Raw genomic sequence first — 14,611 nt, 5'->3', positions numbered from 1 at the left:
AAGGAGCACACCATGTGCGAACATCATCATGCCGCAAAGCACATTTTGTGCTCGCAGTGTGACATGCTGGTGGCATTACCCCACCTTGAGCATGGGCAGAAAGCGGCATGTCCGAGATGTGGCACAACATTGACGGTGATGTGGGACGCGCCGAGACAGCGTCCCACTGCCTATGCGTTAGTTGCGCTGTTTATGTTGCTTTTATCGAATCTGTTCCCTTTTGTGAATATGAATGTCGCCGGGGTGAGCAGTGAAGTGACCCTGATGGAAATTCCTGGCGTCCTCTTTTCGGAAGATTACGCCAGTCTCGGTACTTTCTTTTTACTCTTCGTTCAACTGGTTCCCGCGTTTTGCCTGTTAACCATTCTGTTGTTGGTGAATCGGGTTCAAATGCCCGGAAGGCTCAAAGCCCAACTGGCGCGCATTCTGTTTCAGCTAAAGAGCTGGGGAATGGCGGAAATCTTCCTCGCGGGCGTGCTGGTGAGTTTCGTCAAACTGATGGCATATGGCGATATCGGCGTCGGCAGTAGCTTTATCCCCTGGTGTTTCTTCTGCATTCTGCAACTGCGTGCATTTCAGTGTGTCGATCGTCGCTGGCTGTGGGATGACATCGCCCCTATGCCCGTGATTAAACAGACGTTAACGCCTGGCGTTCCTGGCATCCGTCAGGGATTACGTTCTTGTTCCTGCTGTACGGCGATCCTTCCGGCGGATGAGCATCTTTGCCCGCGCTGCGAAACAAAAGGGTATGTGCGCCGCAGAAACAGCCTGCAGTGGACGCTGGCATTACTGTTCACGTCGATCATGCTGTATCTACCCGCGAATATTCTGCCGATCATGATCACCGATTTGCTGGGGTCGAAACTGCCTTCCACCATTCTTGAGGGGGTGGTTTTAATCTGGAGCGAGGGCTCTTACCCGGTCGCGGCGGTGATCTTTATCGCCAGTATTATGGTGCCGACGCTAAAAATGATCGCAATTGCCTGGCTCTGCTGGGATGCCAAAGGGCATGGCAAGCGTGACAGTGAACGCATGCACCTGATTTACGAAGTGGTGGAGTTTGTAGGTCGCTGGTCAATGATTGATGTGTTTGTTATCGCGGTGCTCTCTGCGCTGGTGCGCATGGGAGGTTTAATGAATATTTATCCAGCAATGGGTGCATTAATGTTTGCTTTAGTCGTCATTATGACAATGTTTTCTGCGATGACATTTGATCCGCGTCTGTCGTGGGATCGTGAACCAGAACCAGGCCATGAGGAGTCCTGACAACATGGAATCTAAAAGTGGGGAAGCCAAAATCCAGAAGGTAAAAAACTGGTCTCCCGTGTGGATTTTTCCCATCGTCACTGCGCTGATTGGGGCATGGGTTCTGTTCTATCACTATAGCCATCAGGGACCGGAAGTGACCCTGATCACCACCAATGCCGAGGGCATCGAGGGTGGAAAAACCACCATCAAAAGCCGCAGCGTTGACGTGGGTGTCGTCGAAAGCGCCACGCTGACCGACGATCTGACGCACGTTGAAATCAAAGCGCGTCTGAACGCCGGTATGGAAAAACTGCTGCACAAAGACTCCGTGTTTTGGGTGGTGAAGCCACAGGTTGGACGTGAAGGGATCAGTGGCTTAGGGACGCTGCTTTCTGGCGCCTACATCGAACTGCAGCCGGGTAATAAAGGCAGCAAACTGGAAAAGTATGATCTGCTGGATTCGCCGCCGCTGGCGCCGCCTGATGCCAAAGGGATCCGCGTGGTACTCGACAGCAAAAAAGCCGGTCAGCTTAGTCCGGGCGATCCGGTTCTGTTCCGTGGCTATCGTGTCGGATCGGTGGAAACCAGTACCTTTGATCCGCAAAAGCGTAGCATCAGCTATCAGCTGTTTATCAATGCGCCAAACGATCGCCTGGTCACCAGCAACGTTCGCTTCTGGAAAGACAGCGGGATTGCCGTTGATCTGACGTCCGCAGGCATGCGGGTGGAAATGGGATCGCTGACGACGTTGTTTGGCGGTGGCGTTAGCTTTGATGTACCTGAAGGGCTTGAGCAGGGTCAGCCGGTTGCCGAGAAGGCCGCCTTCAGCCTGTATGACGACCAGAAGAGTATTCAGGATTCGCTGTTCACCGAGCACATCGATTACCTGATGTTCTTCAAAGATTCGATCCGGGGTTTGCAACCGGGCGCGCCGCTGGAGTTCCGCGGTATTCGTCTGGGGACGGTGAGTAAAGTGCCGTTCTTTGCGCCAAATATGCGCCAGGTATTCAACAACGATTATCGTATTCCTGTACTGGTGCGCATTGAACCCGAGCGCCTGAAAGCGCAGCTGGGTGAAGATACCGACGTGGGCGCTCATCTGGCCGACCTGCTGAAGCGGGGCTTACGCGGCTCGCTGAAAACAGGGAATCTGGTGACCGGGGCGCTGTATGTCGATCTGGACTTCTATCCAAAAGAGCCGCCGATTACCGGCATTCGCGAGTTTAACGGTTATCAGATCATCCCGACGGTGAGCGGAGGTCTGGCGCAAATTCAGCAGCGACTGATGGAAGCGCTGGATAAGATCAACAATCTGCCGCTGAATCCGATGATTGAGCAAGCCACCAATACGTTGAGTGAAAGCCAGCGCACAATGAAACATCTGCAAACGACGCTGGATAACATGAACAAGATTACGTCCAGTCAGTCTATGCAACAACTGCCGGCAGATATGCAGAATACTCTGCGTGAACTGAATCGCAGCATGCAGGGCTTCCAGCCTGGCTCCGCAGCCTACAACAAGATGGTGGCCGATATGCAACGTCTTGATCAGGTGCTCCGCGAGCTACAGCCGGTGCTGAAAACGCTGAATGACAAGAGCAACGCGCTGGTGTTTGAAGCGAAGGACAAGAAAGATCCAGAGCCGAAGAGGGCGAAACAATGAAAAAGTGGCTAGTGGTGGCGATGGCGTTCTGGCTGACGTCGTGCAGCTCCAGTGGAGATAACAAAAGCTATTACCAGCTTCCTGTTGCGCAGGGTGGCGTGCAGAGCACCGCAAGCCAGGGTAACCGTCTGCTGTGGGTCGAGCAGGTTGCGGTGCCGGATTATCTCGCCGGCAATGGCGTGGTCTATCAGACCAGCGATGTGCAGTACGTGATCGCCAATAACAATCTGTGGGCCAGCCCGTTGGATCAACAGTTGCGCAATACGCTGGTTGCCAATCTGAGTACGCAATTGCCGGGTTGGGTGGTAGCGTCTCAACCGTTAGGCAGCGTGCAGGACACGCTCAATGTAACGGTAACCGGCTTCCACGGTCGCTATGATGGCAAAGTGGTGGTCAGCGGTGAGTGGCTGCTGAACCATCAGGGACGTCTCATTAAGCGTCCGTTCCACATTGAAGCCGTACAGACGCAGGACGGTTACGATGAAATGGTGAAAGTGCTGGCGGCCGTCTGGAGTCAGGAAGCGGCGGCGATCGCTCAGGAACTGAAGCGCATTCCATAGTTTAAATTTTTGTAAATAAAACCGTCTCAGACAGCGCGTTTGAGGCGGTTTTTTTTTGCCGTAGAGAGGGGCCAGGAACTTGTTCCGGCTCACATTTTTTGTACAACCGAGTTTTTCGCTAGCTCACAAATATGACACCCGTATGAATTTTGCGCATTGACGGAACTGGGGATTCGCGGTATTCGTTTAGTGTGATTGCACACTTCGTAATCACTGTTATCTTTTCCACCAGATATATAAGTATGAGGGAAACGAGGCATGAAGAGACAAAAACGAGATCGCCTGGAACGGGCACATCAACGTGGTTATCAGGCCGGTATTGCCGGACGCTCAAAAGAAATGTGTCCCTATCAGACGCTGAATCAGAGGTCGTACTGGCTAGGAGGCTGGCGAGAAGCCATGGCTGACAGGGTGGTAATGGCCTGATTCTGTCTCTTTAAAAAGAAACCTCCGCAGTGCGGAGGTTTCGCCTTTTATGACCTGTGATAAATGACGCTGTCTGGTCATTCACCGGGCTGGCATCAGAACGCAGAGGTGTCCTGGAACAGGCCGACTTTCAGATCGTTCGCGGTATAAATCAGACGACCGTCCACCAACACTTCGCCATCCGCCAGACCCATGATCAGGCGGCGATTTACGATGCGCTTGAAGTGGATACGGTAGGTTACTTTCTTCGCAGAAGGTAGCACCTGACCGGTGAACTTCACTTCGCCTACGCCCAGTGCGCGGCCTTTGCCTTCGCCGCCGAGCCAGCCGAGGTAGAATCCAACCAACTGCCACATTGCGTCCAGCCCCAGACAACCCGGCATGACCGGATCGCCGATGAAGTGGCATCCGAAGAACCAAAGATCCGGATTGATATCCAGCTCTGCCTCAACATAACCTTTGTCGAAGTTGCCGCCCGTTTCGGTCATTTTGACGACACGGTCCATCATCAGCATGCTCGGAGCAGGCAACTGCGGGCCTTTCGCACCAAACAGCTCACCGCGACCAGAGGCAAGAAGGTCTTCTTTTGTATAGGATTCGCGTTTATCTACCATGTTCTCTGTAAGCCTTATTTTATTGAAGCACGCAGGATAGCTAACACGTGTACGCTGAACAAGTCCGATCAGTTCGGAAAAATCCCGTTCAGCCAGCGCAGCGACCACGGAAAACGGTGACGCCCTTCCTGTTGCGTCGCCTGGGCGATACGCTCCTGGATAGTCTGCATCAGCGTCATCTGGCCTTCGCCATCCCACACCAGATTTAACAGCAGCGGTAATGCGTCAGTCACGTCATCTACCGCCCAGATAGTGAACTTCTCTTCTTCAACGGCCTGCAACAGTGCGGGTTGCAGACTCAGGTGTCTGACGTTAGAAGAAGGGATAATCACCCCTTGTTTACCCGTCAGTTCACGCTGTTGGCAAATCGCGAAGAAGCCTTCAATTTTTTCATTTAAACCGCCAACCGGCTGGGCACGACCGAACTGATCGACCGATCCGGTAATAGCGATGTTCTGATTCACCGGCACATCTGACAGGGCGCTGATGAGCGCGCACAGTTCCGCCATGGACGCGCTGTCGCCATCGACTTCACTGTAAGACTGTTCAAACGTAAGCGAAGCCGAGAAGGGGAGCTGTTGTTCGAGCTGGAGTTCTGACATCAGGAACGCCTGCATGATCATCATCCCCTTAGCATGAATATTACCGCCAAGTTCAGCTTTCCGCTCGATGTCCGTGAACTCGCCATCGCCGATGTGTACGACGCAGCTGATACGAGAAGGTTCACCGAAGGCGCGAGGGTGGCCAGGAAACTCAATCACCGACAGGGCGTTGATCTGACCAACGCGCTCACCCTCGGTTTCGATCAGAATCTGTTCCTGAAGGATCTCATCCTGCATGCGTTCAGCCAGGAACCCTTCACGCCACTCTCTCTGGGCAAGCATCAGGCTAAGCTGTTCACCGGTGCAGGTTTCGCTTTCGCACAGCGGCGCGACTTCCGTGAACTGCCTGATGATCCACAGCGGATTGAGCGGTAACGTATCCTGTTCGCCGGTATAGCGCACCGCTTCGCGAACCAGCACTTCCCAGGCGTCGGGCGCCGGGTAAGGCAACTGATTACGTTTCGCGGTCCACGTTACCCACTGGCACCACTGCGTCATGGATTCTGCATCCACAATCTGCAGATTATCTTCGAATTCGCTATAGATTGCCTGCTCGGCCAGTTCGGGTTCCATCTCCTGGAAATCCGCCAGCGATTCGCGCTCACCGACTAACAGCACCTTCAGTTTAAGCGGCATAGACGGCACAGAGACCGGCAGAGGACGTGATTCATCAAAGGCTACCCAGTCAAAGCGTTCGCGGCTGACAATCGCTTTCAGGCGCATCCACAGCAGCGGTTGCGCAAGCAAGGTGCGCAGGGAGATAACCAGCACGCCGCCATTGGCCTGGTGAACCAGTCCCGGTTGTAACGTGATGTCGCCGTTGAATTGACGCAAGCAGCCAAACAGCTGCTCTGCCTCAACCCAGTCGGCAATCACCACCTGAGATAAGGTAGAAAAATTGTCCTCTTCCCGCTCAGCGTCACGATAGCGAATTGTGTGACCAGAGATCTCGTAATGACCTCCCGTCAGGTGACCGGCATCGTGCTGCAAGGCACGTGCGGCATCGGCAAGCAGATTAAGATACTCAAGCTCTTCGGGCGCTTTGGCCAGCATGAAAGGGGATGAGGCTCTGGGCTGTAACAATTGCTCCAGGGCAAATTGCAAGCGTGGTTGAGTATCACTCAGTAATGTGTCGTTTTCTTCAGTGACATGTGGCTGTGCAAAAATCTCCTGATAGCTTTCGGTATCAGGGACAAGATCACGCCATGCAAGTTTCGTAATGGTCAAAGTTGATGTTTTTTAGTCTGTTGTAAAAGACGCGATTATAGCGTAACCGTCCGCGCTTCACACGTGGAAAGCGATGGCAAACGCACAGGAGGCTGCAGAGTGGCTCACAGCCTGAAGATTCTTTTCTTCAGATGCTAAAAAAGCTGATATTCTGATAGGAGTGACACGGTAACATTGAGATCGCCATGAAATATCAACAACTTGAGAATCTTGAAAGCGGTTGGAAGTGGAAGTATCTGGTGAAGAAGCATCGTGAAGGGGAATTAATTACCCGTTACGTGGAGGCCAGTGCTGCCCAGGAGGCCGTGGATTTGTTGCTTACGCTGGAAAATGAACCGGTGCGGGTTAATCTCTGGATTGACGAACATATGAATCCCGCGCTGCAAAACCGCATGAAACAGACGATACGCGCGCGGCGTAAACGCCATTTCAATGCCGAGCATCAGCATACGCGAAAGAAATCCATCGATCTGGAGTTTATCGTCTGGCAGAGACTGGCCGGACTGGCACAGCGGCGAGGCAAAACGTTATCAGAGACCGTGGTGCAACTGATTGAAGATGCTGAGAATAAAGAGAAGTACGCTAACAAGATGTCATCGCTAAAGCAGGATCTACAGGCGCTGTTAGGCAAAGAGTGACTTGCTGCATTAAATCTGTTTTGTTAATGACAGCCAAAAAAAACCCCGCAGCGCGGGGTTTTTTCATAAGACGGAAACTTAAGCCTGCGGCTGAGTTACAACGTCTTTGATGCCTTTAACTTCGATCTCAACGCGACGATCCGGGGCCAGGCAGTCGATCAGTGCAGCGCGAGCTTTCACGTTGTCACAGGTGTTGCCAGTAACCGGGTTGGATTCGCCCATACCACGTGCGGAGATCTTGTCAGCCGGGATACCTTTAGAGATCAGGTAATCAACAACAGACTGAGCACGTTTCTCAGACAGACCCTGGTTGTAAGCGTCAGAACCGATGCGGTCAGTGAAGCCCAGAACTACGACGGAACCGTCTTTCGGATCCAGGTTGCTCAGCTGGCTGTACATCTGATCCAGAGCCTGCTGGCCTTCTGGTTTCAGAGTTGCTTTGTTGAAGTTGAACAGAACGTCAGACTTCAGAGTGAAGTGCTTGGTCTGTACTTCTGGAGCTGGAGCCGGAGCCGGCGCTACGATCGGAGCCGCTTGTTCCTGACCGAAACGGTAAGAAACACCTACGCTCAGCAGACCGTTGTCCGGGCGAGTACCGATGGTGTTAGCGTCACCGATGTTGTTGGTCCACTGGTATTCCAGACGGGTAGCGATTTCAGGAGTAATTGCGTACTCAACACCACCTGCGAATACTGGGGATACGCCAGTGTCGTGATCTTTGGTAGATGTGCCACCAGGTACGTTAGACTTGGTGTCTGCACGCCATACCATACCACCCAGACGAGTGTAGATGTCCAGATCGTCAGTGATTGGGTAACCCAGTTTAGCGGTCAGCTGAACGCCCTGAGCTTTGTAAGCGCCGTTGATGTTGTCACCTTTGTACGGCATACGACCTAACCAGTCGTAACCCATTTCAAAGCCAACATACGGGTTAACCTGGTAACCACCGAACGCACCGGCACCCAGTTGGTTTTCGTGGGTCGGACCGTTGTTGTTGATGAAACCAGTGTCATGGTACTGGGACCAGCCCAGTTTAGCACCAGTGTACCAGGTGTTATCTTTCGGAGCGGCCTGCGCTACGGTAGCGAAACCAGCCAGTGCCACTGCAATCGCGATAGCTGTCTTTTTCATTTTTTGCGCCTCGTTATCATCCAAAATACGCCATGAATATCTCCAACGAGATAACACGGTTAAATCCTTCACCGGGGGACTAGTTCAATAGTTACTCTACCGATATCTGCGGCTTACGCCGAGCACCCCTGGCGATGTAAAGTCTACAACGTAGTTGAAAACTTACAAGTGTGAACTCTGTCAGGCATATGAAAAAAAAAAGCTTGTATACATAATATTTAACATTTGGCGTATCAGAATTTTTCGTCAAATTTCGCGGGAACCGCGTCCGCCAAGCGTTCACAGAAAAAAAACGTTAGTCCTCAATGCGAAGGTACTGGGGTAAAAATAATTCCAGGATAAATCCTAATTTTACTCAATGATACAAATTTGAGTGAATTTTTAGCCCGGTTTGCTGTCTCGTGGCATGAGTGTGCGCACTTACGGGACGCATGATAAATCCCATCGCGTTTCCCTCATCCGCAGCCTTAACCAATTCAGCATGTTCTTCTTCTGTCAGTTCTTCTGTCAGCCAGCCGATCACCACGCTGTAGTTGCCCGTGCGTAATGCACGAACCATTGATTCCAGCGTATGGCACGGGGACAGTTGGTTAATTTGCATCACTTTGGTCAACGGAAGCCCGGCAGACTGAACCCATTCTCGGCTCAGCTTCTGTTGTGGCGTCAGCCAGAGCTGCCAGCGCGATTGCTGACCTAACTGCTGAAGAAGCGGTAACAGCAGTAACTGCGTCATCATGGGCTGGTCTTCGCGGTAGACCACTTCGCTGATAAGCCCGGTGGACACTTTCTCGGAAGAGACGCGCGCCATCGTGTTCGATGTAGAAGAGAATGACGGAGAACGATTTGCGTAGCCTGAAGTGTACATAATCAATCCAGCCCTGTGAGTTACTGTATGGATGTACAGTAACCCTGCTGTCGTGAAAGATCAACTTTATTTTCGGAAAGAGACTCGCAATTTTTATTCATGGTAGCGGTAAAAACGAAATTCAGCTTGCCCCTTGAGAATAAGTTGCCTATTTTCGTCATTAACGGATTCGTGACGACAAATCATTCTTTTAGTTTATGATTTAAAAGGGAATTTTATGAAAATTCACTCCTATGACAGGATCTATAAATCACAGGAATATTTATCTTCTCTGGGGACGATCCACTTCCGCTCACTGTTTGGCAGCTACAGTTTGACTATCCGGAATACCGTTTTTGCGATGGTCGCCAATGGGGAGCTCTATCTGCGGGCCTGTGAGCAAAGCGTACAGTATTGCGTGCAACATTCCCCAGTCTGGCTGACATTTCTTAAACGTGGGCGTCCGGTCATGCTTAACTATTATCAGGTCGATGACAGTCTTTGGCGCGACCAGCAACAGTTGATCCAGTTATCGAAGTTTTCGCTGGATGCCGCGTTGCAGGAGAAGTTGTCCCGCTGTTCTCAGCAGCGGCTAAAGGATCTCCCCAATATGACTTTTCATCTGGAGAGTCTGCTGAATGAAGCGGGGATCTACGACGTCGCCACCCTGCGAATGCTGGGCGCTAAAATGTGCTGGTTGCGACTGCGACAGATGAATAAATCCATTACTGACAAGGTACTGTTTAATCTTGAAGGGGCCATTTATGGCATTCATGAGGCGGCGCTCCCGGCGATACGCCGCCAGGAGCTTGCTCTGTGGGTTAAGTCGCTTTCGCCGGCGCCGATGTCGGTGGAGAAGATTGAGTGATTTGCCGCTGGAGTCGCCCCATTTCCGGCAGCAGGGCCACCAGTAACCCGACCTGCTGAATTACCAGCGGTTCTTTGCTGTCCGGACGCGGTTCCAGATGCTGGATGCGCTGTTTTAGTTCGGCTAGCGCCTGCTGCACGCGCGCTTCGTCAGCCGGAAGATGATGTAGCGCATCATCGACGTAACAGACTGCATCGTCCAGCAAAGCCAGCACATCGGGGTTGGTGAGTTGCTCACGATGCGCCCCTAAAGCAGAAATATAACTGGTGAATGTATGGTTGAGGCAAAGCAAGCGGAATGCGGCCTCACGTGTTTGCGCCGTCACATCGGGCTCGCTGGACATATTCGACACCACGGAGGCCAGCTCCGCATCGCGGTTATGGGCATCGCGGCGAGCAATCCGGTATGCCAGTCGATTGTCGCGTCCCTGATGATACTGTTCCAGGATAGCGTCCAGATAGCGACAGTTGGCGTCGGTCGCTCTTTCCATCATCCGCGGGAGATTACGGAAACGCCAGTCCGGCCAGATAAAGCTCACTGCCGCCCAGGCGATGGCGCAGCCGATGAGCGTATCAATCACCCTGGGGAGGGCGACTTCAAACCCTTCGCCGAGCAAGTTGAAGCACAGCAGGACCAGCAGCGTGATAAACATGGTGGCGTGGGCATACTGGACGTTGCGAAAGGCAAAGAACAGGACGCCGGTGATCACCAGTAAAATAAGCTGACCTTCCAGCGACGGAACAAACCATAAAATCGGGATACCAATCGCCACTCCGACCAGCGTACCGATGATCCTCAGCGCCAGGCGGTGCCGCGTGGCGTTGTAGTTTGGCTGACAAACAAACAGGCTGGTCAGCAGGATCCAGTAGCCGTGATTCATACCGGTTATCTGAATGATCGCATAGCCGACGCACAGGACCAGAGACATCCTGACTGCATGGCGAAACAGCGCAGATTCAGGGGTGAAGTTACGACTCAGCCGCAGCCAGATATCACTGAATCCGTGTGGACTGTCATCGGCGAGCTGGCTCTCCGACTCGTTACGCGGCATAGCCTGCGCCTGTTCTGATTCAATCGTTGCCAGTTGTGCATCGATGGCGCGCAAATTAGCCAGTAAAAATCCCAGCGTTTTTAGCAGATCGGCGGAGGCGCCGTTTGCCCGCATTCGCTCAAGCGCGGCGTCGAGATGCGTAAAGGCGCGTTCAAAATGCGGATCGTGCTGATAGGGGACGCGCAATAAAATACAGCGCGACAGTTGCAGACAGGCCTGGCCCTGCATCGACATCAGACGTTGAAAGCGGAACATCACGTCGCTGTGACGGAAATGGTCACGTAGCGTCTGGTATTGAATATGCGAGGAGCTGGCGCGCTCATGAATATCCTGCGCCACAAAGTAGTAATGCAGAGTTCGCCGCGTACCGCGCTGCCCCCGGTCGCCGCGCAGGCGAGTCAGCAGGGACACTTTCGTCTGGTTCAGTGTCGCCATCAGTTGGCCGTTGGCCAGCGCTAAGTCATAAAGCGGTGCCTGGCTTTCGTCTTCAATATCCGGGTCAAAAAGCCGTGATTTCAGCTCCAGATAATGCGCCAGTTGTTCATAGCTGCGTGCCAGATTGTCCTGCAGGGGACGAATCGGGAACAGCAAATGGCCGATGAGCGTCAGCCCGTTGTACCAGATAGCGCCCGCCAGCAGCAAAAGCGGTTGCTGATACCATTGGGCGTACAACGACGCCCCAAGCATGGTGTAAATGGCGATCAGCAGCGCGCCAAAGGCAATCGTCGCATACCGCTGTCCTAAACCGCCGAGCAGGATAAAACCGCTGGTGGAGAGCGTCAGTCCGATGGCGAACAACCACGGGTAGGGAAACAGCAGCTCGACCGAAGCGGAGGCGATAAAAAAGCAGATGAGCGTAATGATCAGGTTACGCAGACGACCCGCGAGACGATCGTCCAGATCGGTCAGCGCCGCTGCCACCATCCCTAGCGTCAGGGGGATGGTCAGTTTGACATCTCCCAACCACCAGGGCAGCGCAGTTGTTCCGCAGAGGGCGATAAAAATACGTACGTAATACAGCCAGATGCTGTTCCAGGTATAGCGGCGAAGCAGGGGACTTAACATACTGACTTAGCGTCCTGATGACTCAAAACGGCGACGGGCGTTCGCTTCACGTGCTGCACGTGCGACTTCTACAGAGACAACGCGACGTCCCACTGGCCACAGTGCAATCGCGGCAATCTTAAAGTTCGCAATGCCAACCGGAATGCCAATGATCGTGATGCATTGGGTGATACCTGCGGCGATGTGCATCAGACACAGCCACCAGCCGAAGAAGATCAGCCAGAAAATATTCAGCAGCGTCCCGCCCGTATTCATCAGCACACTTTTACCCGCCGGATCCAGTTCATCAACATGTACCGCTTCGTTTCCGTAAGGCAGCAGCGACAGCCTGGTGATTTCCCAGCATGAGCGGGTGAGCGGCAGGGTGAAGATCAGCACAATACTGACCAGCGTTGCCAGGAACCAGGACAGCGTGGTGGCAAAACCCCCCAACACAAAATTCAAAATATTCAGAACGGTACGCATAGACCCTCGGTTGATTCTGGTTTTCTATGATTTCCGGCAATTGTAACGTTTTTTTGGGCTGGAGCACGTATTCTCTGGCGGTTACACTGAGAAGAAATACGCTTTGTCTGGATCGGCTGAGTCATGGAACTGAAAGCAACGTCTATTGGTAAACGTCTGGCGCAACACCCGTACGATCGGGCGGTGATCCTCAATGCCGGCATTAAGGTATCGGGTGATCGCCATGAATATCTCATTCCCTTCAATCAGTTACTGGCGATTCATTGTAAGCGCGGGCTGGTGTGGGGGGAGCTGGAATTTGTGCTGCCGGACGAAAAAGTGGTGCGACTGCATGGCACCGAGTGGGCGGAAACCCAGCGCTTCCATCACCATCTGAATAGCCGCTGGCAGCAGTGGAGCCAGGAAATGAGTGAAGTGGCGGCTGGCGTACTGCAGGAGCAACTGGATTTAATTGCGGCCCGAACCGGGCAAAATGCCTGGCTGACGCGCGAGCAGACGACGGGATTACAGCAACAGATCCTGCGGGCGTTTGCTGCGCTACCGCTGCCGGTTAATCGGCTGGAAGAGTTTGATAACTGTCGCGATGCGCTGCGCCAGTGCCAGGCGTGGCTGAAAGATATCGAGGCATGTCGACTGCAGCATAACCAGGCGTATACCGAAACGATGTTGACGGAATACGCCGATTTCTTCCAGCAGGTGGAATCGTCACCGCTCAATCCGGCTCAGGCCCGTGCGGTCGTCAATGGCGAACATTCTTTACTGGTGCTGGCTGGGGCCGGTAGTGGTAAAACATCCGTGCTGGTGGCGCGGGCAGGCTGGCTGCTGGCGCGGGGCGAAGCGGCCGCAGAACAGATCCTGCTGCTGGCCTTTGGTCGCAAAGCGGCGCAGGAGATGGATGAGCGTATTCGCGAGCGGCTGCATACCGAGGAGATAACGGCGCGGACGTTCCATGCCCTGGCGCTGCATATCATCCAGCAGGGCAGCAAAAAAGTGCCGACCATCAGTAAGCTTGAAAATGACACCGCCGCGCGAAATAAACTGTTTATCAGCACCTGGCGTCAGCAATGCAGCGAAAAAAAAGCGCAGGCGAAGGGCTGGCGACAGTGGCTGGAAGAGGAGATGGCGTGGACGGTGCCGGAAGGTAACTTCTGGGACGATGAAAAACTTCAGCGGCGTCTTGCCTCGCGTCTGGATCGCTGGGTGAGCCTGATGCGCATGCATGGCGGAGCACAGGCGGAGATGATCGCCAGCGCACCGGAGGAGATTCGGGATCTGTTCGGAAAGCGCGTGAAGCTGATGGCGCCATTGCTGAAAGCCTGGAAAAGCGCGCTGAAAGCGGAAAACGCCGTCGATTTTTCCGGTCTGATTCATCAGGCTATTGTGATTCTGGAAAAAGGGCGTTTTGTCAGTCCGTGGAAGCATATTCTGGTGGATGAATTTCAGGATATCTCCCCGCAGCGAGCGGCGTTGCTGGCTGCGTTGCGTAAGCAAAACAGCCATACCACGCTGTTCGCCGTCGGAGACGACTGGCAGGCTATTTACCGTTTTAGCGGTGCGCAGCTTTCCTTAACGACCGCGTTTCATCAGACCTTCGGCGACGGTGATCGTTGTGATCTCGACACCACCTACCGCTTCAACAACCGCATTGGCGAAATCGCCAACCGCTTTATTCAGCAGAACCCACATCAGCTGAAGAAACCGCTTAATAGTCTCACGACGGGAGATAAGAAAGCCGTTACGCTGCTGGACGAAACGCAACTCGATGCGTTGCTGGATAAGCTTTCCGGTTATGCGAAAGCCGATGAGCGGATTCTGGTGCTGGCGCGTTACCACCATCTGAAACCGGCCAGTCTCGAAAAGGCGGCAACCCGCTGGCCTAAGCTGCAGCTTGATTTCATGACCATCCACGCCAGCAAGGGACAACAGGCGGATTACGTCATCATTGTCGGGTTACAGGAAGGGAGCGATGGTTTCCCGGCACCGGCGCGTGAATCCATCATGGAAGAGGCGTTGCTGCCGGTTGTGGAAGATTTTCCGGATGCGGAAGAGCGGCGGTTGCTTTACGTTGCCCTGACCCGCGCCCGACATCGGGTCTGGCTGCTGTACAACAAAGCGAACCCCTCACGCTTCGTGGAGGATCTCAAAGACCTGGACGTTCCGGTGGTAAGAAAACCGTAAGCAACAGGCGACGTGCGTCGCCTGCGCGGGA

At 53.4% G+C, this 14,611-nt stretch carries 13 protein-coding genes; 7 read left to right on the top strand and 6 right to left on the bottom strand.

Annotated features, from left to right (window positions below; translation table 11 throughout):
* The first annotated feature begins 12 nt into the window (after positions 1-12).
* From pqiA to rmf, 4 genes are all read left to right on the top strand, one after another.
* The gene (gene pqiA / locus WM46_RS09680) at positions 13-1,266 is read left to right on the top strand and encodes a membrane integrity-associated transporter subunit PqiA (protein ID WP_061077052.1); all 1,254 of its coding nucleotides are present in this window, start codon (positions 13-15) and stop codon (positions 1,264-1,266) included.
* A gap of 4 nt (positions 1,267-1,270) precedes the next feature.
* The gene (pqiB, locus tag WM46_RS09675; protein WP_061077053.1) at positions 1,271-2,911 is read left to right on the top strand and encodes an intermembrane transport protein PqiB; all 1,641 of its coding nucleotides are present in this window, start codon (positions 1,271-1,273) and stop codon (positions 2,909-2,911) included.
* Positions 2,908-3,471, top strand: a complete 564-nt coding sequence (gene pqiC / locus WM46_RS09670; protein ID WP_102602130.1) for a membrane integrity-associated transporter subunit PqiC — start codon at positions 2,908-2,910, stop codon at positions 3,469-3,471. Before pqiB ends, pqiC begins: the two co-directional genes overlap by 4 nt.
* A 258-nt stretch (positions 3,472-3,729) precedes the next feature.
* On the top strand, positions 3,730-3,897 hold the full coding sequence (rmf, locus tag WM46_RS09665; protein WP_042320000.1) for a ribosome modulation factor: 168 nt from the start codon (positions 3,730-3,732) through the stop codon (positions 3,895-3,897).
* 95 nt (positions 3,898-3,992) lie between these two features.
* On the opposite strand, the gene fabA is transcribed toward rmf, so the two are convergent.
* Positions 3,993-4,511 carry a bifunctional 3-hydroxydecanoyl-ACP dehydratase/trans-2-decenoyl-ACP isomerase gene (gene fabA / locus WM46_RS09660; RefSeq protein WP_042319996.1) on the bottom strand — a complete coding sequence of 173 codons (519 nt, stop codon included), beginning with the start codon at positions 4,509-4,511 and terminating at the stop codon, positions 3,993-3,995.
* Between the two features lie 68 nt (positions 4,512-4,579).
* Complete coding sequence (locus WM46_RS09655; protein ID WP_102602129.1) at positions 4,580-6,340, bottom strand: Lon protease family protein; 1,761 nt, start codon at positions 6,338-6,340, stop codon at positions 4,580-4,582.
* A gap of 185 nt (positions 6,341-6,525) precedes the next feature.
* Between WM46_RS09655 and matP the strand changes: the two genes are divergently transcribed.
* On the top strand, positions 6,526-6,978 hold the full coding sequence (gene matP, locus WM46_RS09650) for a macrodomain Ter protein MatP (RefSeq protein ID WP_061077056.1): 453 nt from the start codon (positions 6,526-6,528) through the stop codon (positions 6,976-6,978).
* 78 nt (positions 6,979-7,056) lie between these two features.
* On the opposite strand, the gene ompA is transcribed toward matP, so the two are convergent.
* Together ompA and sulA are read right to left on the bottom strand one after the other, a co-directional pair.
* Positions 7,057-8,109: a porin OmpA gene (gene ompA, locus WM46_RS09645; protein WP_187394476.1), complete on the bottom strand. Its 1,053-nt coding sequence runs from the start codon at positions 8,107-8,109 to the stop codon at positions 7,057-7,059.
* Between the two features lie 355 nt (positions 8,110-8,464).
* Positions 8,465-8,974: an SOS-induced cell division inhibitor SulA gene (gene sulA / locus WM46_RS09640; RefSeq protein ID WP_061077057.1), complete on the bottom strand. Its 510-nt coding sequence runs from the start codon at positions 8,972-8,974 to the stop codon at positions 8,465-8,467.
* Positions 8,975-9,191: 217 nt separating this feature from the next.
* On the opposite strand from sulA, the gene WM46_RS09635 reads away from it, so the two are divergent.
* Entirely contained in the window at positions 9,192-9,821 is a 630-nt protein-coding gene (locus WM46_RS09635) for a TfoX/Sxy family DNA transformation protein (protein ID WP_102602127.1), read from the top strand.
* Here the strand turns inward: WM46_RS09635 and yccS are convergent.
* Both yccS and WM46_RS09625 read right to left on the bottom strand, forming a co-directional pair.
* The gene (gene yccS, locus WM46_RS09630) at positions 9,775-11,937 is read right to left on the bottom strand and encodes a YccS family putative transporter (protein WP_102602126.1); all 2,163 of its coding nucleotides are present in this window, start codon (positions 11,935-11,937) and stop codon (positions 9,775-9,777) included. The two genes, WM46_RS09635 and yccS, sit on opposite strands and share 47 nt — an antisense overlap.
* A 6-nt stretch (positions 11,938-11,943) precedes the next feature.
* On the bottom strand, positions 11,944-12,402 hold the full coding sequence (locus WM46_RS09625) for a YccF domain-containing protein (RefSeq protein ID WP_043001155.1): 459 nt from the start codon (positions 12,400-12,402) through the stop codon (positions 11,944-11,946).
* A 123-nt stretch (positions 12,403-12,525) separates the two neighbouring features.
* Between WM46_RS09625 and helD the strand changes: the two genes are divergently transcribed.
* Positions 12,526-14,580 (top strand): DNA helicase IV, encoded by a 2,055-nt coding sequence (gene helD, locus WM46_RS09620; protein ID WP_102602125.1) that lies wholly within the window; start codon positions 12,526-12,528, stop codon positions 14,578-14,580.
* Positions 14,581-14,611: the final 31 nt, after the last annotated feature.

This window comes from Citrobacter freundii complex sp. CFNIH2, assembly GCF_002880615.1.
GTDB lineage: Bacteria > Pseudomonadota > Gammaproteobacteria > Enterobacterales > Enterobacteriaceae > Citrobacter_A > Citrobacter_A amalonaticus_F.
The sequence above is the reverse complement of the archived record's forward strand: the minus strand, read 5'-3'. Positions and strand labels throughout refer to the sequence as shown.